This is a genomic window from Variovorax paradoxus EPS, from assembly GCF_000184745.1.
Taxonomy (GTDB): domain Bacteria; phylum Pseudomonadota; class Gammaproteobacteria; order Burkholderiales; family Burkholderiaceae_C; genus Variovorax; species Variovorax paradoxus_C.
In genome coordinates this window covers 5,608,251-5,632,512 of sequence record NC_014931.1, presented here as the reverse complement: position 1 = coordinate 5,632,512, position 24,262 = coordinate 5,608,251, and the positions used below count along the sequence as shown (strand labels likewise).

Genomic DNA, 24,262 nt, shown 5'->3' with positions numbered 1-24,262 from the left:
AGCTTCCGGATACAGAACGGCGCTGTCCTCCTGGTGTCCTACTTGCGCATTACTTGGACAGCATGCGCATCGCGTCTTCCAGGCCGCGCAGCGTGAGCGGGTACATGCGGTTGGACATGAGCTGCTGCATCACCGCGATGCTCTGCCTGTATTGCCACACGCCCTGGGGCTCGGGATTGATCCACGCGAACTTAGGGAAGGTGTGCGTCAGGCGCTGGATCCACTCGGCGCCGGCCTCTTCGTTGTTGTATTCGACGCTGCCGCCGGGCTGCAGGATCTCGTAGGGGCTCATGGTCGCGTCGCCGACGAAGATGAGCTTGTAGTCCTTGTTGTACTTGCGCAGGATGTCCCAGGTCGCGAACTTCTCGGAGAAGCGGCGCTTGTTGTTCTTCCACATGAAGTCGTAGACGCAGTTGTGGAAGTAATAGAACTCCAGGTGCTTGAACTCCGTCTTCACGGCCGAGAACAATTCCTCGACGCGCTGGATGTGCTCGTCCATCGTGCCGCCCACGTCCATCAGGAGCAGCACCTTGACGTTGTTGTGGCGCTCGGGCCGCATCTTGATGTCGAGGTAGCCGGCGTTGGCCGCGGTCGAGTGGATGGTGTTGTCCAGGTCCAGCTCTTCCTCGTGGCCTTCGCGCGCGAACTTGCGAAGGCGCCGCAGCGCGACCTTGATGTTGCGCGTGCCCAGCTCCTGGGTGTCGTCGTAGTCCTTGTAGGCGCGCTGGTCCCACACCTTCACGGCGCTCTTGTTCTTGCCGGCGCCGCCGATGCGGATGCCCTGCGGGTTGTAGCCGCCGTTGCCGAAGGGCGAGGTGCCGCCGGTGCCGATCCACTTGCTTCCGCCCTCGTGGCGCTCCTTCTGCTCCTCGAAGCGCTTCTTGAGCGTCTCCATGAGCTCGTCCCAGCCCATCTTCTCGATCTTGGCTTTCTCTTCGGCGGTGAACTCGCGCTCCAGCGTCTTCTTGAGCCAGTCGAGCGGCACTTCCTTCGTGAAATCGGTGAGCATCTCCACGCCCTTGAAGTAGGCGGCGAAGGCACGGTCGAACTTGTCGTAGTGCTTCTCGTCCTTCACGAGCGCGGTGCGCGAGAGGTAGTAGAAGTCGTCGATGCCATAGGCGCCGTCGGAATTGGGGCCCACCACGTCGGCCTGCAGCGCCTCGAGCAGCGTGAGGTATTCCTTGACGGACACGGGCAGCTTGGCCGAGCGCAGGGTGTAGAAGAAATCGATGAGCATGGGGTCGCTCCTTGTGAGTCAGTCGCGCGGCTTGTCGAGCAGGTAGAGCAACTGCGCCTTCACCTCGGGCCACTCGCCCGAACGGAGGCTGTACATGACGGTGTCGCGGATGGTGCCGTCGCGACGCATCGCGTGGCCGCGGATCACGCCGTCTTTTTTCGCGCCCAGCCGCTCGATGGCGCGCTGCGAAGCGAAGTTGAAGTTGTCGGTGCGCCAGCCCACCACGTTGCAGCCGAGCGTGTCGAACGCATGCGTGAGCATCAGGAGCTTGCAGGTGGTGTTGACGTGGGTGCGCTGGCAGCGCGCGGCGTACCAGGTGTAGCCAATCTCGACGCGCTTCACGCCCGGCAGGATGTCGTGGAAGCTGGTGCTGCCGAGCACGGTGCCGGTGGCTGCTTCGGTGACGGCGAAGGCGAAGCGGTCGGCAGTTTTCAGCGCGGTCTCGATGTAGGCGCGGGTGTTCTCGGGCTCGGGCACCGAGGTGACGCGCAGCTTCCAGAGTTCGCCGTCGGCGGCCGCGGCGCGCAGGCCCTCTTCGTGATCGAGCGACAGCGGCACCAGCGCGATGCCGCGGGCCTTCAGCGTGACAGGTTCGACGAACGCCATCTCAAACACCTCTGAATTTCAGCTTCTCGGATTGCCGTACTTGCGCACATACCAGGCGCGTGCGATCTGCACCCCACCACCGCCGCCGAGGCCGATCAAGAGGATGCCGAAGATCTCCTTGTTGCCGTAGCCGCCGGCGCCGAAGGCATCCAGGCCCAGCAGCAGTCCGACCCAGCGGCCGAGCAGCGCACCCGCGACGAACAGCACCGCCTGGGCCACGCCCAGCTTGAGCAGTTGGCTGGTGGAATGCGGCCGCGGTGATTCGCTCATCGGTTGTTGCGCTGCATGAAGACGAGCTTCTCGAAGAGCGTCACGTCCTGCTCGTTCTTGAGCAGCGCGCCCACCAGCGGCGGCACGGCGACCTTGTCGTCCTTGCTCTGCAGCGCTTCGAGGGGAATGTCTTCGGCCACCAGCAGCTTGAGCCAGTCGAGCAGCTCGGAGGTCGAGGGCTTCTTCTTCAGGCCCGGCAGGTTGCGCACGTCGTAGAAGGTCTTCATCGCGGCCGTGAGCAGCTCTTGCTTGAGGCCCGGGAAGTGCACGGCGACGATGTGCTTCATCGTCTCGGCATCGGGGAACTTGATGTAGTGGAAGAAGCAGCGGCGAAGGAACGCGTCGGGCAGTTCCTTCTCGTTGTTGGAGGTGATGAACACCACCGGCCGGTGCTTGGCGCGGATGAGTTCGCGCGTCTCGTAGCAGTAGAACTCCATGCGGTCGATTTCGCGCAGCAGGTCGTTCGGGAATTCGATGTCGGCCTTGTCGATCTCGTCGATGAGAAGGGCCACCGGCTCGTCGGCCGTGAAGGCTTGCCACAGCACGCCCTTGACGATGTAGTTCTGGATGTCCTTCACGCGCTCGCCGCCGTCCACGTCGGACAGTTGCGAATCGCGCAGGCGGCTCACCGCGTCGTATTCATACAGGCCCTGCTGTGCCTTGGTGGTCGATTTGATGTGCCACTGCAGGAGCGGCAGCCCGAGCGATTGCGCCACTTCCTCGGCCAGCATGGTCTTGCCCGTGCCGGGTTCGCCCTTGACGAGCAGCGGGCGCTTGAGCGTGATGGCGGCGTTGACCGCCAGCATCAGGTCCTGAGTGGCGACGTAGTTGTCTGAGCCCTGGAATTTCATGAGTGAACGAGAAGCGAGGTGGAAAGGCGGGGTGGAGAAAAGAACACACTCGACGCGCATCGCACAGCCTCTTGGGCAGCTCTGCGGGGTTCCCGGAGGACCCTTGCATATAATCGAATGTTGATTCGAAAAACTGTATCTCCACGAGATTGTGCGCGCAAAATGAACAAGCTGTTGACCACGATGTTTGCCCTTGCTGTCGCTTGCGTGACGCTCTCGGCACAAGCCCAACAAGTCACTGGCAAGGCCCAGGACGGGGCAAAGAAGGTTCAGATGTGCGTGGGCTGCCACGGCATCATTGGCTACCAGGCCAGCTTCCCTGAAATCCACAAGGTGCCGATGATCGCGGGCCAGAGCGCCACGTACATCGCCGCCGCGCTCACCCAGTACAAGGGCGGCGACCGCAAGCACCCCACCATGCGCGCCATTGCCGATTCGCTCTCCGAGCAGGACATCGCCGACGTGGCCGCCTACTACAGCCAGCTGGGCGTGAAGGAAGGCGATGCACCGCCCGCCGCGCTCGCCAAGGCCATGCCCGAGAACATCACCGCGCTGGTCGGCCGCAACGGCCCCGACAACAGCTGCACCAAGTGCCACGGCGCCAACTTCAACACCCCGAACGACGGCACCGTGCCCAAGCTGGCCGGCCAGCATGCCGACTACCTCTTCGTGGCGCTCAAGTCGTACCGCGTCAAGAACAACGTGCACCTCGGCCGCTCGAACGCGGTGATGGCCGGCCAGGTCGAACCCAAGAAGTTCACCAACGCCGAACTCAAGACGCTGGCCCGCTACATCGCCACGGTGCCCGGCGAACTGAAGACGGTGCCCGAGTCGCGCATCCATCACGCAGCGCAGTAAGCACTCCAGCGCTTCGTGTTTCTTCCAACAAAAAGCCCGCGCGATGCGGGCTTTTGTTTGGGGATTTCCCTGAGATCAGACGTCGAAGAACGCCGTCTCGTCCGCGCCCTGCATGCGGATGTCGATGCGGTAGCTCACCGCGCCGCCTTGCTCCACGCGCTCGGCGATCAGCGTATGGCGGCGCTCGGCCGGCACGCTCTGCAGCACCGCGTCCTTCGCGTTCGCCTCGGCTTCATCGCTGAAATACACGCGCGTGAACGCATGCAGCAGCAGGCCGCGCATCAGCACGATCAGGTTGATGTGCGGTGCCTCGCCGGGCGCTTGTGCGCCGGGCTTGACGGTGTGGAAAACGAAGCGGTTCTGCGCATCGGTGCCGGTGCCCACGCGGCCGAAGGCGCGAAAGCCCAATGCACGCGCTTCCTCCGGCGTCTGTGGATAGCGGCCTTCGCCGTCGGGCTGGCTGATCTCGACCAGCGCATCGCCGATCGCATTGCCGTCGCCGTCGATCACCCGGCCTTCGAGGCGGATGCGTTGGCCGGTCGCACCGTCGAGCGCCACGACGGCGTCGAAGGGCTGGTCGAAGTCGTAGCCGTACTGCGTGGCGGTGAGGCCGTAGGCGAAGTAGGGGCCCACGGTCTGCGAAGGCGTCTGGCCGAAGTCGGCTTCCTGTGCGGTCATCAATGGCATGGGGAATTCCTCTTTCAGCGGTTCTCGAACGGCGTCTCGTCGGCGCCGCGCAGCACGATGTCGAACTGGTAGCCCAGCGCGTAGCCCTCTTCGGTGATGTCGAGGCTGAAGTCGGCAATCAGCCGGTTGCGGTAGCGCTCGGGGGTGCCGGTGATCATCGGGTCGTACTGCATCAGCGGGTCGCCGGGGAAGTACATCTGCGTGACCAGGCGGCTCGCAAAACTCTGGCCGAACAGCGACAGGTGGATGTGCTGCGGACGCCAGGCGTTCGGGTGGTTGCCCCACGGATAGGCGCCGGGCTTGATGGTCAGGAAGCGGTAGCGGCCTTCGCTGTCGGTCAGGCACCGGCCCGCGCCGAGGAAGTTCGGATCGAGCGGCGCATCGTGCTGGTCGACCTTGTGCACGTAGCGCCCGGAGGCGTTGGCCTGCCAGAGCTCGACCAGCGTGTTGGCGACCGGGCGGCGGCGCTCGTCGAGCACCTGGCCGGTGAGGATCATGCGTTCGCCCAGCGGCTCGCCGTTCTTGCGCGCGTTGCGCGTCAGGTCATGGTCGAACTCGCCGATGCTGTCGTGGCCGTACACCGGCTGCTGCAGCTCGCCGAGCGAAGCCTTCAGCGGGATCAGCGGCTTCTGCGGGCCGCGCTTCACCGTCGACTTGTAGCCGGGGTAGACGTAGGCGGGATGGGAGTCCCAGTCGCGCGGGGTGAGCGCGGGAAGGGTGCCCTTGGTGGGGGTCGTCATGTGCGTTGTCTCCTGTCGTGGGACGAATTCTCGAGGCGCCACTTTAGAAGCGCAGTTCAATGATGTAAATTGAAGATTGCTCCAGTTTTCATAACCAACAGTCATTGAAAAAGCCCGCCGATCTTCGCCAGGATTTCATCCGCAACGTGCAGTTGCGGCACCTGCGCGCCTTTGTCGCCGTGGCGCAGGAGCGCCATCTGGCGCGCGCGGCGGCGCGGCTCGCGCTGAGCCAGCCGGCGGTGTCGAAGACGCTCTCGGAACTGGAAGCCATCGTGGGCACGCGCCTGGTCGACCGCAGCCAGGCCGGCCGCCGCGGCGTCCAGGGGCTCACGCCGGCCGGCGAGCAACTGCTGGCGCATGCGCTGCGCGTGCTCGAAGCGCTCGATGCCAGCGCCGAGGCGGTGGCGCCGACCGCCGGCGGACGCATCGAGCGCCTGCGCATCGGCGCGTTGCCGAGCGTGGCGCCGGCGCTGCTGCCGTCGGCACTCGCGCGCCTGCGGGACCACTGGCCCGCCGCGCAGATCGCCGTGAAGAGCGCCGCCAACGCGGTACTGCTCGACGAGCTGCGCGCCGGCGAGCTCGATCTGGTGGTCGGCCGCATGAGCGATCCGCGCCTCATGGCCGGCCTGAGCTTCGAGCTGCTCTACACCGAGCCCCTGGTGTTCGCCGTCCGCGCGGGGCATCCGCTCGCGCTCAAGCCGGCGCCGGTGCAGGCCGTGCTCGACTATCCGCTGGTGGTCTACGGCGAGGGCACGATCCCGCGCCACAACACCGAGAGCTTTTTGTCGGCGCGCGGCCTCGTGCTGCCGACCCATGCGCTGCAGACGCTCGATGTCGGCGTGGCGGGCGCGCTGGTGGCGGTGTCCGATGCCGTCTGGATCACACCGCTCGGCGCCGCGCGCGGCGAGCTGGCACAAGGCCGGCTCGTGCGCTTGCGAATCGACACCGCGGGCACCGAAGAGCCGGTCGGCCTGTTGTTGCGCAGCGATGCCGACGCGTCGTCGCTGCGCGTTGCGATGGCCGCGTTGCTGCGCGAAGGCGCGAGGCAGCAGGGCGACTTGCCGGCCCGGAGTAGGCAGAAACCCTGATCAATCTTTCGTGGCGCGGCGCTGCACGCACGCCACATAGCCATCGCCATCGGGCGGGCGCCCCGCGCGCTGGCTCTCCCACATCATCTGGCCGAGGCAATCCATCGCCTCGTGGTGCGCATGCAGCAGCGAGCCGCGGCGCGCGGCCAGCAGCTCGACGGCCTGGCGGATGCCGCGCGGCTGGTCGATGGAGCACTGCTCGCTGATCGACAGATGCATCGACAGATGAAGGAACGGGTTCTCGCGTCCGTTCGATCCGTCGTAGACACGTGCCACCGCGGCATCGGCATCGGCCAGGTCCTCGTGGTACTCGGGGTGCTCGTCGATCCAGCCGGCGGCGATGGTCTCGAGCGCTTCCATCGGAAGGCCCTGCCGGTGCTTGGCGTACACATCGCAGAAGAAGCGGCGCACGTCTTCCTGGGAGGGGTTGAACATATATATAGATAAGAAGAAGAGAGGGAAGAAAGCGCGTGGAGGAAGTCGCTCGAAGTGCCATTGCGCGCCGGCCTTCGCAGCACCCGGAACACGCCCGGCGTTCCGGGTACGGGGCGTTACATCGTTACGTAACGAATCGCGAAATGACCTCCTTACGCGCTGTTTCGATGTGCGGCCGCGCCGACGTTTTTCAAAAAAATTCTCATGTAAATCAACGACTTGAATCGCTTCTGGCGCCTCGTTGGCAAGGCTTGCAAAAAGCGGCACGCAAGTTGCCCCTGTACATGCATCTTTTGTCACAGAGGCTGCCATGAACGCTCCACAAGCATCGACCGCATCGACCGAAGGACTTGCCGCATCCAGCGCAGCTCCTGTGGTTCTCGCCCAAGCCACCGTCACCCCGCTAGGCAGTCCTGCCGCGATGGGTTCGGCGGCTTCCGCCGCCCCTTCCGGGCCTGCCAGCATCGGGACATTGTCCAATGCTACGCCCGGCACTGCCGTGATGCGCGACGGTGTCCGCATCCCGGTGGACGGCAACCAGACCCTGATCGCGGGTGACCGCGTGATCGTTCCGCAGGACGGCTCCGCCAATGTGCTGTTCCCCGGCTCGGCTTCCAACAAGGCGCCGCTGGCCGGCGTCTTCACCGGCGGCACCGATGCGACCATCGGCTCGACCAAGCTGCCCGGCGGCCTCGAACAAGTGAATGTGGATGTGGCCTCCGGTGACCTGCAGGTCACCCCGCCCGACAGCGACGCAGACGCAGCCGCGCTGGCCGTGACCAAGAAGCTCGCTGCCGGCAGCGGCATTGGCCTCGGCGAATTCGCGCTGGGCGCGCTGGGTGCCGCGGCACTGGGTGCCGCACTGAGCGGTGGTGGCGATGGCGGCAGCAGCGGCGTGCCGTTCCTGGTTCCTGGCATCGGCGATGGCGGCGATGCGGATGCGGATGCCGACGCGGATGCGGATGCCGATGCCGACGGTGATGCCGATGCGGACGCTGACGCGGATGCCGATGCCGATGCCGATGCGGATGCCGACGCAGATGCAGATGCCGATGCCGACGCAGATGCCGATGCCGATGCCGACGCAGATGCAGATGCCGATGCCGATGCCGACGCAGATGCAGATGCCGATGCGGATGCCGATGCCGATGCCGATGCCGATGCGGATGCCGACGCTGATGCCGATGCAGACGCTGATGCCGATGCGGATGCGGATGCCGACGCTGATGCAGACGCTGATGCCGATGCCGACGCCGATGCAGATGCTGATGCAGATGCTGATGCAGATGCCGATGCCGATGCCGATGCTGATGCAGATGCAGATGCCGATGCTGATGCCGATGCTGATGCAGACGCAGATGCCGATGCCGATGCAGACGCAGACGCAGATGCCGATGCCGACGCCGATGCCGACGCAGACCACCTGCTCGATCCAGCCGACAACCTCGTCGGCGGTGCCATCGACGCGATCGACGACACCCTCAACCTGGGCGGTGTCCTGGCACCCGTGTCCGGTGTGGTGGACGGTGTGACCGATGTGGTCGACAGCGTGCTCGCTCCGCTACTCGGTTCCGAATTCATGCCGAACGATCCCAACGAGTTCGATCCGGTGGACACCGCCGTGGGCAACATCCTCGATCCGCTGGGCGAGACGATCAGCCCCGTCGTGGACAACATCCTGGGCGCCGGCGTGACCGATGCGCTGCTCGGCTCGCTGCTGGGCCAGGTCGACTACGTGACCGACGGCCTGAGCAACCTGCTCGGCGGTGAAGGCCCGCTGGGCGGCCTGACCGCCGGCCTCGGCCTGGGCGAGCTGCTGGGCGAAGACGGCCTCGTCGGCGGCCTGCTCGACGGCGTGCTGGGCGAAGACGGCCTCGTTGGCGGCCTCCTGGGCGACGACGGCCTGATCGGCGGCCTCCTGGGCGACGACAGCCTCGTCGGCGGCCTGCTCGGCGACGACGGCGCGCTGGGCGGCCTCCTGGGCAACCTGCTGGGCGACGACGGCGCACTGGGCGGCCTGCTCGGCGAAGACGGCCTGCTCGGCGGCGTCGTGGGCGGTGTGCTCGGTGCGGACGGCCTCCTGGGCAGCCTGCTCGGTGACGACAGCGCCCTCGGCGGCCTCCTGGGCGACGACGGCCTGGTCGGCGGTCTGCTCGGCGAAGACGGCGTGCTCAGCAACCTGCTGGGTGAAGACGGTCTGGTCGGCGGCCTGCTCGGCTCCGATGGCCTCCTGGGCGGCCTGCTCGGTGAAGACGGTCTCCTGGGCGGCGTGCTGGGCGAAGGCGGCCCGCTGGGCGGCGTGCTCGGCGGCGACGGCGGCCTGCTCGGCGGTCTCCTCGGTGATGACGGTCTCTTGGGCGGCCTGCTCGGCGACGATGGATTGGTAGGCGGCCTGCTCGGTGAAGACGGCCTCCTCGGCAGCGATGGCGTGCTCGGCGGTCTGCTTGGCAACGACGGCCTCGTGGGTGGCCTGCTCGGCGACGACGGCCTCCTCGGCGGCGTGCTGGGTGACGACGGCATCGTCGGCGGCCTGCTCGGCAACGACGGCCTCTTGGGCGGCGTGCTCGGCGACGACGGCCTGGTCGGCGGTCTGCTCGGCGGTGACGGCCTCGTGGGCGGCCTGCTCGGCGACGACGGCCTCCTCGGTAGTGTGCTGGGCGACGACGGCATCGTCGGCGGCCTGCTCGGCGACGACGGTCTGGTCGGTGGCCTGCTCGGACCGGACGGCCTGGCCGGCGGCCTGCTGGGCGACGACGGCATCGTCGGTGGCCTGCTCGGCGACGACGGCCTCCTGGGCGGTCTGCTCGGCGGCGTGCTGGGCGGCATCGGCAACCCCGGCACCCCTGGCGGTCCGGCGCTGCTCGATCCGACCGACGGCATCGTGGGCGGCATCGTCGGCGGCCTGAACAACGGCGTGCTCGGCGACCTGGGCCTCGGCGACCTGCTGACCCCGGTGGTCGGCCTCACCGACAACGTCACCGACGTGGTCGACGGCCTGCTGGCGCCGATCTTCGGCGACGTGTTCACCCCGAACAACCCCAACGTCCTCGACCCGGTCGACGGCGTGGTGGACCAGGTGACGGACGGTGTGAGCGGCCTCGTGAGCCCGCTGGCCGACCAGCTGCTCGGCGCGGGAACGACCGCGGCGCTGCTGAATGCGGTGGACACGCAAGTGGACTTCCTCACCGACGGCGTGGCGCATCTGCTGGACGGCGACCTGCTCGGCGGCGTGCTGGGTGACGACGGCCTGCTGGGTGGTCTGCTCGGCGGCGACGGTGGCCTCCTCGGTGGCGTTCTGGGTGACGACGGCCTGCTGGGTGGTTTGCTCGGCGGCGACGGTGGCCTCCTCGGCGGTGTCCTGGGTGACGACGGCCTGCTGGGCGGTCTGCTCGGCGGCGACGGCGGCCTCCTCGGCGGTGTCCTGGGTGACGACGGCCTGCTGGGCGGTCTGCTCGGCGGCGACGGTGGTCTCCTCGGCGGTGTCCTGGGTGACGACGGCCTGCTGGGCGGTCTGCTCGGCGGCGACGGCGGTCTCCTCGGCGGCATCCTCGGCGACGACGGCCTCGTAGGCGGTCTGCTCGGTGGCGACGGTGGCTTGCTCGGCGGCGTGCTGGGTGACGACGGCTTGCTGGGCGGCGTCCTCGGCGGCGACGGTGGTCTCCTCGGCGGCATCCTCGGCGACGACGGCCTCGTGGGCGGTCTGCTCGGCGGTGACGGCGGTTTGCTCGGCGGCGTGCTGGGCGACGACGGCCTCCTGGGCGGCGTCCTCGGCGGCGACGGTGGTTTGCTCGGCGGCTTGCTGGGTGACGACGGCCTCCTGGGCGGCGTCCTCGGCGGTGACGGTGGCCTCCTCGGCGGCATCCTCGGCGACGACGGCCTCGTAGGTGGTCTGCTCGGCGGTGACGGCGGCCTGCTCGGCGGCATCCTCGGCGACGACGGCCTCGTAGGCGGTCTGCTCGGCGGTGACGGCGGCCTGCTCGGCGGCGTGCTGGGTGACGACGGCCTCCTGGGCGGCGTCCTCGGCGGTGACGGCGGTTTGCTCGGCGGCGTGCTGGGTGACGACGGCCTCCTGGGCGGAGTCCTCGGCGGCGACGGTGGCCTGCTCGGCGGCGTGCTGGGTGACGACGGCCTGCTGGGCGGCGTCCTCGGCGGTGACGGCGGCCTCCTCGGTGGCGTCCTCGGCAACGACGGCCTGGTCGGTGGCCTCCTGGGCGACGACGGCCTCGTGGGCAACCTGCTGGGCAACGACGGTCTCGTCGGCAGCCTGCTGGGTCAGGACGGTCTGGTCGGTGGCTTGCTCGGCGGCGTGCTGGGCAGCGACGGCCCGCTCGCCAACATCCTGGAGCCGATCTCCGGCGTGGCAAGCGGCCTGACGGACACCGTCGCGCCGATCGTCTCGACGGTGACGGGTACGGTTTCCGGCGCAGTGGCACCGGTGACCGACATCCTGGCCGGCGCAACGGGCACGGTGACTCCGGTGGTCGAGACGGTGGTGAACACCGTCGACCACGCAGTCACCCCGCTGGTGACCGAGGTCGTGACCCCGATCACCAGCCTGGTCGAACACACGCTGTCGCCAGTGACCAACGTCCTGCACGGCCTGTTGGGTTAAGCAAAAGAGCAAGCGAAGGAGAGAGGGAAACCGCAGCACAGGGACAGGCCGGCCACCGGCCTGTCCCGCGAAAGGATCGATATGAAAAAGAATTTCCGGATATTGGCCATCGTGGCCCTCGGGGCCAGCCTCGCTGCCTGCAGCACGCCCAAGAGCGGCCGCGACGACGCGACTTACTACTACTCGAACAAGGGCGCGGCCGCGGTCGCCAAGGTGGAGCCGCCGCCTCCGGCAGCGGTGCAGAACGGCCCGGCGGGCGTGCCGAAGATCGTGTATTTCGACTTCGACAAATACAACATCCGTCCACAGGACCAGCGGATCGTGGAAGCGCATGCGAGCTTCCTGAAGAACCGCTCGACGAGCCGCGTGGTCATCGAAGGCCACACCGACTCGCGCGGCGGCCGCGAATACAACCTCGCGCTGGGGCAGCGCCGTTCGGAGTCGGTGCAACGGGCGCTCACGCAGCTCGGCGTCCCGGCCGAGCGTGTCGAGGCCATCAGCTGGGGCATCGAAAAGCCCGCGTCCATGGAAACCACCGAGGAGGGCTACCAGCTCAATCGCCGCGCCGAATTCAGCTACCGCTGAAACCGGAGCCCAAGCGATGACGTCGAAGGCAACAGTCTCCGGTCAGCGATTCCGTCGTTCTAGCAGCGAGAGCAGATAGATGACGGACGCGGCCGGTCTCCCGCACTCGATCGGGGCCGAATGATGTCCTTTTCAGACCAGCTCCACGCCTGCCACGAACGCCTTGCGTCGGTGTGCGCGGCGTTGCCTGCGCCTTACCCCGCGTTCACGCTGTTCTTCTCGGTGAGCGACGGTTCGCAGCGTGCGCACGTCGTGCATGCGCGGGCCGCCGCGTTCGAGACCGCATGGAGCGAAGGCGCCGACATCGTCGAGCGCTGGGTGCGCGACCACGGTGTCGTGTCGCCCTGGCTTCGCATCGACTGGGTCGAGGGCGCGAGCCCGATGGACTGGGCGCAGTTCAAGACCCAGCTCACCGCCGTCAAGCGCAACTACTTCCGTCTCGGCCTGGCGTTCGACAAAGACTTCGAGATCGCCTTCACCGAGCAGGAGCTCAACGCCAACGCGATGCTCGCGGGCGACTCGACCGTTGCGCATGCGGTGATGAACCCGCGCAACTTCGAGGCCTACGGCCAGGCGCGTTTCCAGCGCACGCTCGCGCTCGACATGCCGACGGACCACCCGGTCTACCTGCTCGCGACCGTGGGTGTTTTCTGCCAGCCCGACGGCGTGGTGCACAAGCTCATCGGCACGGGGCTCGATGCGGGGCGCCGCCAGATGCCGGCGCTCAATCCGCAGTCGGCGATGGACCTCGTGCGCAGCGGCTCGGCCTACCTCGCGCGCCAGGTGCAGAGCGACGGGCTCTTCGTGTACGGCTACTTCCCGTGCTTCGACCGCCGCATCCCGACCTACGACGCGATGCGCCATGCAAGCGCGATCCACGCGATGCTCGAGGCGTGGGAAGTCACGCGCGACGAAACCCTGCGCTCGGCCATCGACCGCGCGCTCGACCATCTCACCAACTGGCTGATCCGCGACTACCAGCTCGCCGACGGCCGCGAGGTGGCTTTTCTTGTCGACACCGGCGGGGAGATCAAGCTGGGCGGCAACGCGGCCTGCGTGCTCGCGCTGGTGAAGTACTGCGAGCTCATGGACACGCGCCGCTGGCTGCCGTTGCTGGAGAAGCTGGCGCTGGGCATCGTGTCGCTGCAGGACCCGGCCACCGGCCGCTTCAACCATGTGCTGCACGCCACCGACCTCGCGGTGAAGCAGGCGTCGCGCGTCATCTATTACGACGGCGAGGCGGCTTACGGCCTCATGCGGCTCTACGGCCTCACGCGCGATGCGCGCTGGCTGGCGGCGGTCGAGAAGGCCTTCGATCATTTCATCGCGAGCCAGCACTGGCAGGCGCACGACCACTGGTTGAGCTGCTGCGTCAACGAGCTCACGCACTGGAGCCCGCAGGAAAAGTACTTCCGCTTCGGGCTGCAGAACGTCGCGGGCTATCTGGACTTCGTGCTCGACCGCAAGACCACCTTCCCGACCTTGCTCGGGCTCATGCTCGCCGCGCAGCAGATGCTCCAGCGCCTGGAAAGCATGCCCGCGATGCGGCACCTGCTCGACGAGCTGGACACCGAGAAGTTCTACCGCGCGCTCGACTACCGCGCGCACTATCTCCTCAACGGCTTCTTCTGGCCGGAGATGGCGATGTACTTCCGGCGGCCGTCCACCGTCGTCGGCTCGTTCTTCATTCGCCACCACGCGTTTCGGGTGCGCATCGACGACGTGGAGCAGTACGTCTCGGGCTTCGCGTCGTACCACCGCTACCTCATCGAGCGCCGCGTGCCGCTGGGCGCGATGAGCGGCGCCGCCAGCAGCCCGCGCGACGACGGCGCGAGCTGGACCGCGAGCGAAATGGCGCGCGTGACCGGCGGCGAATGGGTGGTGCGCCCCGAAGACGGCTGGCGCGCGAGCGGCGTGACGCAGCGCTCCTTCATGCGCAAGGGCCGCGTGGTGTTCGAGAACCAGACGCGCCCGTCGAAGACGCCGCTCGCGGCCGTCACGCTCAAGGGCGTGCTGCAGCCGGCCGCGGCCGTGCTGTGCACCGACCCCAAGCCGCACCTGGACAAGCGCGTGCCGGTGCTCAAGGTGCCGAACGTGCTGCAGGCCGTGCTGCAACTGGGCGAGCATGCGCGCACCGAATTCACCGGCCGCGTCTGCGGCGTGCTGGGGCACGGCACGGGCAGCAGCACCGTGGCCGCGATGATGGCCGGCGCGCTCACCGTGTGGGGCGAGGTCGGCCAGCCCGAAGGCAACATCAGCCTGCCCTCGGGCATTGCGTGGAACCTCACCTGCATGCCGCGGCATGCGGCTTACTGGGTGCTGGAGATGGGCACCTCGCACATGCCCGCGTCGTCGCAACTGGTGCGGCCTTCGCTGGTGGTGGTGACCGGGCTCTCGGCCGCATCGCAGAAGCACCGCGGTCCCTCGGACGCCGCCGCGCGCATGGACGCGCGGATTTTCCAGGGCATGGCCGCCGGCGACAACGTGGTGCTCAACCGCGACATGCCCGAGTTCCCGATCTTTGCGGAAGCCGCGACGGCGCACCAACTGCAGATCGTGACCTACGGCGAGCACGAGGACGCCGACGTGCGCCTCCTGGCCTTCGACCACGGCGAGGTGCAGGCGCAGGTGGCGGGCGAGCCCTTTCAACTGCGGCTCAACGCGCCGGGCCGCCACATGGGCGCCGCCGCCGTGGCCGCGCTCGGCGCGCTGCAGTCGCTGCGCCTGCCGCTGGCCGCGGCGGTGGAGCCCTTCGCGCACTTCGAGCCACCGGGCGGACGCGGTGCGCTGCACACCATTCACATCGGCGGCGGAAGCTTCAAGCTGATCGATGAAACCTATGACGCCAACCCCAGCTCGATGCGGGCGGCGCTCGAATTGCTGTCACAAGCCCCCTGCGAACCTGCGCGACGTGTCGCCATCCTCGGCGACATGCAGGAGCTGGGTCCTGCGGCGCAACGCCATCACCTCGACCTGGAAGCCGAGTTGCTGGCGTCGCAGCCCGACCGGGTGCTGCTGTGCGGTCCGCTCATGCGGGCGCTGCACGCAAGCATTCGTACCAAGGTCCGTTCACATTGGTTCGTGGATGTGTCGGACCTGTCGACCGCATTGGGCGGTCTGCTGCAACCGGGCGACTGGGTGCTGGCCAAGAGTTCCGCGGGCGTCGGCCTGTCCCGGCTTGCCCGGGTTTTGAAAGCACTGCCATGAGATGGAACGCATTGATTCACATGCCCTACGAACGCGACGTGGAGGCGCCGCGGCGTTGGTGGCTTGGCTGGCTGCAACTGCTGTTCGCATGGGTGTTGTGCATGCTGTTGTGCGCCAACATCGCGCTGGTGCTGGCCGAGGGTTTGCCCGCAGTGCGAGGGGAGGCGACGGTGGACCGGCAGGCCGGCTGCACGGCCACGCAAACGTCATCGCGACGCGACGCGAAACATGAGATGGGACATGTGACGAGACATGAGCGACAGGTCGACTCGACAAAGGCAAGCGTGCCTCGATGCTGAGGTGCACAAAGCGCGAATTTTTGCCTTGTAACAGTTGGGTAACAGTCGATAATGACGCACGCGTCATTGCACGACGGATCGGCCCTTTCTCATGATCAAGTTTCTTTTGCCCAGCCAACTGGTTGCCGAAACGCCGGACGAGCCGGGTGCCAGTCCTTACGCAAAGGCGCTGAACACGGCGTTCCGCGCGGCCTACCCGCTCGTGAAGAGCGCGGCATGGCGCTCGCTGCCCATCAGCCTGTTCGGGCTCTTGCCCTCCATCTTTCTCCTGCAGGTGTATGACCGCGTGCTCTCGCGCAGCGGCACCTCCACGCTCGCCGCGCTGGTGAGCGGCATCCTCTTCTTCCTGTGCATCGAGTTCTGGCTGCGCACGCGGCGCTCGCGCATGCTGCGCAACGCGGGCGCGATCATCGACCACGGTGTCTCGGGTGCCTTGTTGCAATCGATGCTCGCGCGTCCGCTGCGCGCGCTCGAAGCGCGGCCGGCTTCGGTGTGGCAGCAGTACTTTCGCGACGTGGGCTCGGTGCGCGGCACCGTCACCGGCGGCCTCGCGCAATCGATCTTCGACCTGCCCATGGCCGTCTTCGCGCTCGTGGTGATCGGCATCGTCGCGCTGCCGGTGTTGCCGGTGGTGGCTGCGTTCCTCGCGATCATGTCGTTCCTGGCTTGGTGGTGGGCCGACGAAGTGCGCGCCGGTCGCGTGGAAGAAGTGCAGCGCGGACGCGGCCTCGACCGCATGACCTTCGAGATCTGCAACGCGCGCGAAACGCTCAAGACGCAGGCCAACGACGGCCCCATCAGCGACATGTGGCGCCAGACCTACAACGCCTGGCTCACCGAGAGCTTCAGCAAGAACGGCCAGATCGAAACCGCGCGCGACGGCACCACGGTGCTGCTCACCGTGTTCTCGGTCGTCGTGGTGACCGTGGGCGCCATCTCGGTGATGGAGCAATGGATGACGGTGGGCGGCCTCGTGGCCTCCAACATGCTGGCGCTCAAGGCGCTGCAGCCGGTGGCCGGGCTGGTGTCGAACTGGCGCTCGCTGGCCACCGCGAAGGAAGCCGCCAAGCGCCTGGAAACCGTGCTGGGCGAGCCGGTCGAGAAGCCGCCCACGGGCATGACCCTGCCGCAGCCGCTCGGCCGCATCACGCTCAAGGACGTGAGCTTCAGCTTCACAGAGACCGCGCAGCAGCCGGTGCTCGAAAGCGTCAATCTGGACATCGGCCCGGGCGGCCTGCATGTGATCGTCGGGCGCAACGGCGCGGGCAAGTCGACGCTGGTGAAGCTGCTCTCGGGTCTCTACACGCCCACGCGCGGCATCATCAGCATCGGCGAGTACGACCTCTCGCAGTTCGGCCGCGAAGAGCTCTCCCGCTGGATCAGCTACCTCTCGCAAGAGGTCTACTGGTTCGGCGGCACGCTGATCGACACCATGCGCCGCGCCGCGCCCGGCCAGAGCGATGAACAGATCGTCTCGGCCTGCAAGCTCTCGGGCGCGCACGAATTCATTTCGCGGCTGCCCGACGGCTACCGCACCATGGTCGGCGAGGGCGGCACCGGCGTCTCGGTGGGCGAACGCCGCAAGCTCGCGCTGGCCATGAGCTTCCTGCGCAAGCCCTCGGTGCTGGTGCTCGACGAGCCCAGCAACGACCTGGATTTTCAGAGCGAGCGCAACCTGCTCGCCACGCTGCTCGCGGTGGCCAAGGTGCGCACCGTGGTGGTGGTCACGCACTCGCTGCGCATCGTCTCGGCCGCCTCGGCGGTCTACCACGTGACGGGCCAGGGCGACATCGAAGTGGGCACCGCCGCGGTCATGGTGCCCAAGCTCTTCGGCGTGAAGAAGCCGCTGGTGGCGGTGGGCGACGAAGACAACGCGGGGGCTCCGGCTTCCCGCTCCATGGCGTGATGCTGCCTGCTTGACTCATGACGAGTGATTGGGGATCGTGAACTTGAAATCAGACCTGCCGCAGATTCTTCAGGATGAAGAAACCAAGCGCGCGGCGCAGACCTCGCCGAAAGGGCGGCGGCGCCAATGGATCATCGGCGGCGCGGTCGCCGTGCTGGCCCTCGTCGGCCTCGGCTTTCCGATGGAAACCGTGGTCGTCGCGCCGGGCCGCGTGATCCCCTCGGACCGCGTCAAGTCCATCCAGCATCTGGAAGGCGGCATCGTCAGCGCCGTGCTGGTGAAGGAGGGCGAATCGGTCAAGCAGGGCCAGTCGCTGGTCGAGATCGACCTGGGCGGCAGCGGCCTGAACTTCGAGGAACTCACCGCGCGGTACGCCGCCACGCAGGCCACGCGCGTGCGCCTCATGGCCGAGAGCCGCGGCCAGCCGCTCAGCCGCCAGTCCTTTGCCACCGACATCGACGAGAGCGTGTTCGAAGGCGAACTCGGCGCCTACCAGGCGCGCTCGCTCGAACAGCGCGGCGTGATGGCCGGCGCGGTGTCGGGCCTGGAGCAGGCACGCAGCAAGCAACTGGAGCAACAAGCCAAGGTGAAGGGCCTGAGCGACCGGCTCGAGCTGATGCAGAAAGAGCTCGAGATCTCCGAGCAACTGTTCAGCGAGAAACTGGTCGGCCAGGTCGAGGTGCTGGAGAAGCGCCGCCAGGCCGAGGGCGTGCGCAGCGAACTCGCGGTGGCGCGCCAAGGCGTGATTTCGGCCAACGCCGCCATCACCGAATCGCAAGCCAAGATGGCCGAGGCCGAAGGACGCTTTCGCCGCCGCGCCTCGGACGAACTGGCCACCGTCGAGCGACAGTTCGCCAGCTTGAGCGAAGACCTCGCACGCGCCCGCACGCAGCGTTCGCGCACCGTGGTGAAGGCGCCTTCGGACGGCATCGTCAAGGGCCTGCGCAATTCCAGCCCGGGCTGGGTGGTGAAGCCCGGCGAATCGATTCTCGAAGTGGTGCCCGACAAGGACGAGATCATGGTCGAGGCCCGGCTCAATCCGAACGACCGCGGCTTCGTGGAGATCGGCCAGTCGGCGCGCGTGAAGATCACCGCCTACGACTACCTGCGCTACGGCGCTGTCGAAGGCAAGGTGATGCTGGTCGCGGCCGACGCCGATCGCGACGCGGCCATCGCCCAGGGCGCGCCGTACTACCGCCTGCTGATCAGCATGTCGCAGTCGCATGTGGGCCGTGTCGAAAACCGCATCACCGCCGGCATGGAGTCCGAAGTCGACCTGCGCGTAGGCACCGATCCGTTCATCTGGTACATCCTTCGTCCAGTGCTCAAGTTGCGGCGCGAAGCCTTCCGCGAACCATGAAGGAGCGCAACGCCACAAGCCGGCGCCGCACGGGCACCGGGGTGCTGTGCGCAGCACTGTGCGCGAGCTTCGCGCTGCCGCCGCAGGCCGCCTTTGCGCAGGACGCCGCGGGACAACAAGACGGCCCGCCGCCATCGCTTTCGCTCTCGCGCCGGCTCTCGACGCCCTCACTCGGCGCTGCGAGCTACGCGCAGCGCGTGAAGCAGGCGCTGATCGCGCTTTCGCAGGAATACCCCGAGGTGCAGTCGGCCCAGGCCGCCGCCAATACCAGCAGCTACAGCGTCGATGCCGCCAAGCAGGCGCGCTATCCGCGCTTCAAGATCGGCACCTCGTCGGGCAACTACAACAGCGGCGCCGACAACGCCAAGACCCAGGGCTACACCGTGCTCACCGCCGAAGCGCGCGTGAGCCTGATCGATGGCGGTGCCATGAGCGCCGCGCAGCGCGCCGCCGAGGCCGGCAACAAGGCCGACGACGAAGCCGTCATCACCACCTCGCAGAAGGTGGTGCTGGACGCGCTCACCGCCTACCTCCAGGTGCAGCGCTTCGACCTGAAGAAGCAGATCGCGCACCGCGCCACCGAGGTGACGGCCGAGCTCTCGAAGGCGGAAGCGCGCCGCGTCGCGCTCGGCGTGTCCGGCGACAACGACCTCAACATGGCCGCCTCGCGCCGCGCGCTCGTGGCTGCGCGCGAGTCCGACTTCGAAGCCCAGCGCGACGAGGCGCTCGCGAAGTTCCGCAACTACTTCAAGTTCACGCCCAACACCGAATCGCTGCCCGTGCTCGCGGCGCCGCTGCAGTGGCGCATCGGCTCGCAGGACGAGGCGCTGCGCCGCGCCGAGAGCCGCAGCACGGAGATCGCCGAAGCGCAGGGCCGCATCGATCGCGCGAGGGCGCTGGTCGAGCAGCAGGAGTCCAGCCTCTACCCGACGCTCGACGCCGTGGTCGTGAAGAGCAAGGACCCGCGCGGCGTGTCGCCGCAGGACCCGACGCGCGCGGCCTTCGAACTCAACTGGAACTTCGGCAACGGCTTCGACCGCCAACTGCGACTGAAGGGCGCGCTCTCCGAAGTCGCCAACCAGGAAGCCAAGCTCGAAGGCGTGCGGAACAACCTCTTCGAACTCACCTCGGCGTCATGGGCCCGCACCATGTCGGGACGCGAGCGCGAGAAGCAGTTGATGGAAGCCGTCAGCACCTCGGGCCTGGCCTTCCGCGGCCGTCGCCGCCTGATGGAATTCGGCCGCGAGACGCTGCCCAAGGTGCTCGATGCGCAGCTGGACTACTACACGCTCCTGTTCGACTACGTCGACGGCGTCTTCGACCTGCGCATTTCCGAGCTGCGCCTCGCGCGCACCACCGGCGAATTGCGCATCGACCCCGACGGCACCAACAACTGGATCGACCGCATCTTCGGCCCGCCGAACCGCGCGGTCATCACCGAAGACGGCCTGCTCTCGCAGATGTGCATCTCGAGCAATTCGGCCTGCCCCACCGAGCCCGTGGTCGAACGCTCGCCGGGTGCCGCAAGTGCCAATCCACCGCTGCGCCGCACACCGCGCCTGGCCGAACGCTGAGACTCCCGTTTCGTCCCGAGCTTGTCGCACCACCCCGTTCGTCCTGAGCTCGTCGCACCACCCCGTTCGTCCTGAGCTCGTCGCACCACCCCGTTCGTCCTGAGCTTGTCGAAGGACTGCGCCCCGGCTTCGACAAGCTCAGCCCGAACGGTGGTGGAGGTGCCGAGAAAAGAGAAATCATCCACCAGTCCCGTTCGGCCTGAGTCATCCCTCCCCGTTCGTCCTGAGTCATTCCTCCCGTTCGCCCTGAGTCATCCCTCCCGTTCGCCCCGAGTCATCCCTCCCGTTCGCCCTGAGTCATCCCTCCCGTTCGTCCTGAGCTTGTCGAAGGGCTGCGCACCGCCCTCGGCAAGCCTCAAGTGTCTTCAGGAATGCCGGGTTCGCCGTCCAGGATCTGGTACTTGCGCATCTTTTCCCACAGCACCTTGCGGCTGATGCCCAGATGCTGCGCGGTGTCCTGGCGCTTCCAGTCGTTGACCTCCAGCGCCGCAATGATGCGGTTGCGCTCGCTGCTGTTCCAGCCTTTGCGATCGCCGTTGCTGTCGAGCGCGACACCACCACTGCTGCCGCCGCCGCCATTCCTGTCGGCGGCGATCGCGGGCGCCGGCGTGCCGCGCGTGAGTGCGATGGCGCGCTGGATCAGGTTCTGGTCCCAGCCGCGCAGTTGCCGCGCGATCACGCCCACGCGCTCCGCGAGGTTGCGCAACTGCCGCACATTGCCGGGGAAGTAGGTTTCAGCGACGGCGTCGCTGAGCCAGTGCGGCGTTTCGCCCAGCGTCTCGAGTTCGTCGCCGAGCACGTTGCCCAGCAGCGCCTTGAAGATCGCGATCTTGTCGACCTCGCCGCGCTCTTCGAGGCTCGGCACATGCAGCTCGATCACCGCGAGCCGATAGAAAAGGTCGGCGCGAAACTCGCCGCTCGCCACCATCTCGCGCAGGTTGCGATTGGTCGCCGCCACAAGCCGGAAGTCCACGCGCACCGGCGATGTGGCCCCCAGCCGCGTGACCGCGTTGTCTTCCAGCACGCGCAAGAGCTTCACCTGCTGGTAGCGCGGCAGGTCGCCGATTTCATCGAGGAACAGCGTGCCGCCCGTGGCCTGTTCGAAGTAGCCGCGGTGCGCATGCACGGCGCCGGTGAACGAGCCCTTCGTGTGGCCGAAGAACAGCGATTCGAAAAGCCCATCGGGAATCGCGCCGCAGTTCACTGCCACGAACGCGCCCTTGCTGTACGACTGATGCCCGAGGTGCAACTGCTGCGCGATGCGCTCCTTGCCCACGCCGGTTTCGCCGCGCACCAGCACCGGATGGTTGCAGTCGGCAAAGGCGCCCACTTCGGCGAGCAGCGCCTTCATCGCTTCGGAATGCGCCACCAGCACATCGGGTGCCTGCGGCGCGATCTCGCGCGCGCGCAGTTGCCGCACCAGCTTCGCGACCAGCGTGCGCAGCTCGGCGCAGGTGAAGTCGTAGGGCAGCACGTGCAGGTACTCGGGCGGATAGGTGCGCGAATCGCGCTCGCGCGAACCCGCGGCCACCCAGATCACCGGCATGCCCTGGAGGAACTCGGTGGCGTGCGCGAGACCGCCGCTGTCGATGACCGTGACGCTGATGATCGCGACCGCAGGCCGCATCGCCACGCCGCGCTCCTGCTGCGGAGGCGGCAGGCCATCGGCCCGTGTGACTTCCACGTCGAAGCTCGCCATGCACCGCGCGATGCGGTCAAGGATGTCGGCTTTGCCTTCCCAGACAAAGAGGTCGAGTTCGTCGAAATGGGTGGGGGACAGTGTCATGTCGGGCGGGGGGGCTAGTAGCTAGCGAGCCAATCGGCCATGACCGGTATGGAACTGGAATCGCTTGAAGCTGTAGCGTATGAATTGAGTGCTAATAGACCAGTTGGGCGTTGTTGCATTGAAGAGTTTGGAGCTTGACATCTACTTCACCCAAGTGAATACCGAGCAAGTCTCGGAGCAATGGAGTCAATAAGCTGTTTCCGATCGCGTCAAGTACTGGCTGGAGCTGCTTGAGAAGCCCAGTAACCACTGCCAAAACATTTGAGACAAGGCCGCCCAGAAGAGAGGGAGAATTTTTATTGAGAGTGCCCTCGATAAGCTTGATGCACTTTGAATTGGAGGTAGGGTTGAGCACGCCACCCAATAACCCCGTGTAACTACAGCCATCACCAGCAGCGATGCCCCCGACTGCTCCTAGCAGATCGCCGATGCCGGTTAGTAGGCCATCGATCAATCCGCTTTGCGCAGCATTGGCTTCGATCCGTTGTCGTGCGTTCTTCAGCCGCTTTTCTCGGCACGCAGTGGTGTCGGCTGTACAACCGGCGCCGCCATTCGCAACGGAATCGCCGGTTGCTGCCCAGATTTGGGCAGCTGCCGTCGCAGCGTCCGTCGGGGGTGGCGGGGCGGTAAACAGGAGGTCTGAAATCGTGTTGACCAAATTGATAACCGTTGCGCCAACGGACAACTCGTTGCCGGCGGTTCCGGTCTGCCCCTCCTCGAGAACGATGAGCGTTGGTTCACGAAGCGGTAGAACATTCAGTGAGGTACTGTTAGTGGTTCTAGCTAAGCCCAGGACATTTAACAATTCCGTGTCGTACAGGTTCTGCTCGCAAGCATCTTTCTTGGAGAACAACAAGTTATCAAGACACGCTTGATGCTTTGCATCGCTAGCTGCTAAAGAGCAATCCTGGGTTCCAGTGCTGTTCGCTATTTTTCCGATACATCCTTTGAGGATGGTGCCCTGCACATCGAACGACGCTCTCTGCTTTCCAGTCGAAGAAACCAGCGCAGGCGTACATAGTTCCTCTAGCTTCGCCGTCGCGGTTACCAGATCGATCACGATAGGTAGATTCAGTTTCACCAGTGCGGCCAGCGCCCCGCTAGTTTGTATTTGAATATACGTGCGCACTTGCGCGGTATAGGCCGTGATGCCCCTCGATCCGATAGCGATCGAAGGGGGCTCCACAATGCCAACCTTAGAAGATATCGTCACCAATCCTAATAGATCGACCGGTAGTGCGGCATTAACTGCATGCCCCTCAGATGCGATGCCGATTGCCGCTTGAATCAGGTCTAGCGCATTGATCTTTGCATCTAATGCCGAGTTGGCGCTCTGTGTGCTGATTAGCGCAAATAGCCCCGAATTGCTGTTTGCGGAGCCAAGCTGCAGATTCAGATTCTGAACCCCCAGCTTGGCCTTGAGTGCGTCGATGAGTGCTACGTTCGCCCCCAGCAGTTCATTGTGGCCGCCGGCGACCACCACTGCATCCAGCAATTGCCCCAGCGTGACATTGTTGTTCAGCAGATCGTTCAATCCGCCCACCGTGATATTGGCTGCGGGGCAGACAACGGCCTCAAGAGGTGGAGTGCACAGTAAGCCCCCAGGCGTGATCGAAACCGTTGCCAAGCCCTCGTAACCTGCAACGATCGTATTGTCCAGATTGAGTCCGATGGCTTTCAGCAAAGCACCAAGCGTCGAGTCGCCGCTCAATCGAAGCAGTCTGGAGCCAACGGAAAATGCGGCGGAAGGATCGGTTTTGGCAGCCAAGGCCTCAAGCGAGAGAACCCGGGGTTGATTGCCGGGAAGGCTTGGCAGCAAAAGGGGAGGCGTTCTCTGTATGGACACACTGACCGCGTTGAATGGCTGCATGCCCGGCGAAAAATGCCTCGGAGATGGCTGGTTCTCTGGATCCCAGCGACCGCAGACTACATCTGCTGCGGTCATTTGGAATCCACTCGGAAGATTTTGCGATGCATTGGCAATAGCTGCGGCCGTCGCACTTGTGCAGTTGTCCGGAACGAGCGCCTGCGCACCAGCGAGCGCAGAGAGGTCTGCCGACTTCTGGAACTCCCGTTTCAGATAAAACAGATAACCTAGCTCGCTGCCGATCAGAACTATCACGATCAGGCTCAATGCGATAACTGCGTTGACCAGCACGGA

General features: G+C 66.3%; 18 protein-coding genes. 9 read left to right on the top strand and 9 right to left on the bottom strand.

Translation table 11 applies throughout. The features are described 5' to 3' along the window. Positions 1-49 precede the first annotated feature (49 nt). From VARPA_RS25830 to VARPA_RS25815, 4 genes are read right to left on the bottom strand one after another with little or no spacing between them, the layout of a single operon-like run. On the bottom strand, positions 50-1,237 hold the full coding sequence (locus tag VARPA_RS25830; protein ID WP_013543538.1) for a vWA domain-containing protein: 1,188 nt from the start codon (positions 1,235-1,237) through the stop codon (positions 50-52). Between the two features lie 18 nt (positions 1,238-1,255). Further along, a complete protein-coding gene (locus tag VARPA_RS25825) occupies positions 1,256-1,843 on the bottom strand; it encodes a GNAT family N-acetyltransferase (RefSeq protein WP_013543537.1) in 588 nt (195 codons plus the stop codon). A gap of 18 nt (positions 1,844-1,861) precedes the next feature. After that, complete coding sequence (locus VARPA_RS25820) at positions 1,862-2,113, bottom strand: hypothetical protein (protein ID WP_013543536.1); 252 nt, start codon at positions 2,111-2,113, stop codon at positions 1,862-1,864. Then, on the bottom strand, positions 2,110-2,964 hold the full coding sequence (locus VARPA_RS25815; protein WP_013543535.1) for an AAA family ATPase: 855 nt from the start codon (positions 2,962-2,964) through the stop codon (positions 2,110-2,112). The genes VARPA_RS25820 and VARPA_RS25815 overlap by 4 nt, the downstream gene beginning before the upstream one ends. A 162-nt stretch (positions 2,965-3,126) precedes the next feature. Between VARPA_RS25815 and VARPA_RS25810 the strand changes: the two genes are divergently transcribed. Then, on the top strand, positions 3,127-3,822 hold the full coding sequence (locus VARPA_RS25810) for a c-type cytochrome (protein ID WP_013543534.1): 696 nt from the start codon (positions 3,127-3,129) through the stop codon (positions 3,820-3,822). Positions 3,823-3,897: 75 nt separating this feature from the next. Here the strand turns inward: VARPA_RS25810 and pcaG are convergent, their stop codons facing one another. Then, on the bottom strand, positions 3,898-4,509 hold the full coding sequence (gene pcaG / locus VARPA_RS25805) for a protocatechuate 3,4-dioxygenase subunit alpha (RefSeq protein WP_013543533.1): 612 nt from the start codon (positions 4,507-4,509) through the stop codon (positions 3,898-3,900). Positions 4,510-4,523: 14 nt separating this feature from the next. Then, positions 4,524-5,249 (bottom strand): protocatechuate 3,4-dioxygenase subunit beta, encoded by a 726-nt coding sequence (gene pcaH, locus VARPA_RS25800; RefSeq protein WP_013543532.1) that lies wholly within the window; start codon positions 5,247-5,249, stop codon positions 4,524-4,526. Between the two features lie 104 nt (positions 5,250-5,353). On the opposite strand from pcaH, the gene VARPA_RS25795 reads away from it, so the two are divergent. After that, entirely contained in the window at positions 5,354-6,337 is a 984-nt protein-coding gene (locus tag VARPA_RS25795; protein WP_013543531.1) for a LysR substrate-binding domain-containing protein, read from the top strand. On the opposite strand, the gene VARPA_RS25790 is transcribed toward VARPA_RS25795, so the two are convergent. Beyond that, positions 6,338-6,772, bottom strand: coding sequence for a DUF1841 family protein (locus VARPA_RS25790; RefSeq protein WP_013543530.1), 435 nt, complete (start codon positions 6,770-6,772; stop codon positions 6,338-6,340). It abuts the gene before it with no gap. Between the two features lie 502 nt (positions 6,773-7,274). On the opposite strand from VARPA_RS25790, the gene VARPA_RS25785 reads away from it, so the two are divergent. The 7 genes from VARPA_RS25785 to VARPA_RS25755 all read left to right on the top strand — a co-directional run bounded on the left by VARPA_RS25785 (position 7,275) and on the right by VARPA_RS25755 (position 20,315). Beyond that, positions 7,275-11,384 carry a hypothetical protein gene (locus tag VARPA_RS25785; RefSeq protein WP_013543529.1) on the top strand — a complete coding sequence of 1,370 codons (4,110 nt, stop codon included), beginning with the start codon at positions 7,275-7,277 and terminating at the stop codon, positions 11,382-11,384. A gap of 81 nt (positions 11,385-11,465) precedes the next feature. After that, positions 11,466-11,969 (top strand): peptidoglycan-associated lipoprotein Pal, encoded by a 504-nt coding sequence (gene pal / locus VARPA_RS25780; RefSeq protein WP_013543528.1) that lies wholly within the window; start codon positions 11,466-11,468, stop codon positions 11,967-11,969. Positions 11,970-12,089: 120 nt separating this feature from the next. Then, positions 12,090-15,176 (top strand): glutamate ligase domain-containing protein, encoded by a 3,087-nt coding sequence (locus VARPA_RS25775; RefSeq protein WP_013543527.1) that lies wholly within the window; start codon positions 12,090-12,092, stop codon positions 15,174-15,176. Positions 15,177-15,196: 20 nt separating this feature from the next. After that, a complete protein-coding gene (locus VARPA_RS25770; RefSeq protein ID WP_200861444.1) occupies positions 15,197-15,475 on the top strand; it encodes a hypothetical protein in 279 nt (92 codons plus the stop codon). Between the two features lie 91 nt (positions 15,476-15,566). Continuing rightward, on the top strand, positions 15,567-17,381 hold the full coding sequence (locus VARPA_RS25765) for a peptidase domain-containing ABC transporter (RefSeq protein ID WP_013543525.1): 1,815 nt from the start codon (positions 15,567-15,569) through the stop codon (positions 17,379-17,381). Positions 17,382-17,418: 37 nt separating this feature from the next. Further along, positions 17,419-18,741 (top strand): HlyD family type I secretion periplasmic adaptor subunit, encoded by a 1,323-nt coding sequence (locus tag VARPA_RS25760; protein WP_234974856.1) that lies wholly within the window; start codon positions 17,419-17,421, stop codon positions 18,739-18,741. Next, on the top strand, positions 18,738-20,315 hold the full coding sequence (locus VARPA_RS25755; protein WP_013543523.1) for a TolC family protein: 1,578 nt from the start codon (positions 18,738-18,740) through the stop codon (positions 20,313-20,315). Before VARPA_RS25760 ends, VARPA_RS25755 begins: the two co-directional genes overlap by 4 nt. A 355-nt stretch (positions 20,316-20,670) precedes the next feature. Here VARPA_RS25755 and VARPA_RS25750 read toward each other — a convergent pair whose 3' ends face one another. Both VARPA_RS25750 and VARPA_RS25745 read right to left on the bottom strand, forming a co-directional pair. Further along, on the bottom strand, positions 20,671-22,101 hold the full coding sequence (locus VARPA_RS25750) for a sigma 54-interacting transcriptional regulator (protein WP_013543522.1): 1,431 nt from the start codon (positions 22,099-22,101) through the stop codon (positions 20,671-20,673). Between the two features lie 91 nt (positions 22,102-22,192). Then, a complete protein-coding gene (locus tag VARPA_RS25745; protein WP_167330560.1) occupies positions 22,193-24,259 on the bottom strand; it encodes a TadG family pilus assembly protein in 2,067 nt (688 codons plus the stop codon). Positions 24,260-24,262 lie beyond the last annotated feature (3 nt).

What these genes read in the sequence shown, in the direction of transcription:
- VARPA_RS25830 (WP_013543538.1), bottom strand. Translation starts at nt 1,237, where the DNA reads ATGCTCATCGATTTCTTCTACACCCTGCGCTCGGCCAAGCTGCCCGTG.
- VARPA_RS25825 (WP_013543537.1), bottom strand. Translation starts at nt 1,843, where the DNA reads ATGGCGTTCGTCGAACCTGTCACGCTGAAGGCCCGCGGCATCGCGCTG.
- VARPA_RS25820 (WP_013543536.1), bottom strand. Translation starts at nt 2,113, where the DNA reads ATGAGCGAATCACCGCGGCCGCATTCCACCAGCCAACTGCTCAAGCTG.
- VARPA_RS25815 (WP_013543535.1), bottom strand. Translation starts at nt 2,964, where the DNA reads ATGAAATTCCAGGGCTCAGACAACTACGTCGCCACTCAGGACCTGATG.
- VARPA_RS25810 (WP_013543534.1), top strand. Translation starts at nt 3,127, where the DNA reads ATGAACAAGCTGTTGACCACGATGTTTGCCCTTGCTGTCGCTTGCGTG.
- pcaG (WP_013543533.1), bottom strand. Translation starts at nt 4,509, where the DNA reads ATGCCATTGATGACCGCACAGGAAGCCGACTTCGGCCAGACGCCTTCG.
- pcaH (WP_013543532.1), bottom strand. Translation starts at nt 5,249, where the DNA reads ATGACGACCCCCACCAAGGGCACCCTTCCCGCGCTCACCCCGCGCGAC.
- VARPA_RS25790 (WP_013543530.1), bottom strand. Translation starts at nt 6,772, where the DNA reads ATGTTCAACCCCTCCCAGGAAGACGTGCGCCGCTTCTTCTGCGATGTG.
- VARPA_RS25785 (WP_013543529.1), top strand. Translation starts at nt 7,275, where the DNA reads ATGCGCGACGGTGTCCGCATCCCGGTGGACGGCAACCAGACCCTGATC.
- pal (WP_013543528.1), top strand. Translation starts at nt 11,466, where the DNA reads ATGAAAAAGAATTTCCGGATATTGGCCATCGTGGCCCTCGGGGCCAGC.
- VARPA_RS25775 (WP_013543527.1), top strand. Translation starts at nt 12,090, where the DNA reads ATGATGTCCTTTTCAGACCAGCTCCACGCCTGCCACGAACGCCTTGCG.
- VARPA_RS25770 (WP_200861444.1), top strand. Translation starts at nt 15,197, where the DNA reads ATGCCCTACGAACGCGACGTGGAGGCGCCGCGGCGTTGGTGGCTTGGC.
- VARPA_RS25765 (WP_013543525.1), top strand. Translation starts at nt 15,567, where the DNA reads ATGATCAAGTTTCTTTTGCCCAGCCAACTGGTTGCCGAAACGCCGGAC.
- VARPA_RS25755 (WP_013543523.1), top strand. Translation starts at nt 18,738, where the DNA reads ATGAAGGAGCGCAACGCCACAAGCCGGCGCCGCACGGGCACCGGGGTG.
- VARPA_RS25750 (WP_013543522.1), bottom strand. Translation starts at nt 22,101, where the DNA reads ATGACACTGTCCCCCACCCATTTCGACGAACTCGACCTCTTTGTCTGG.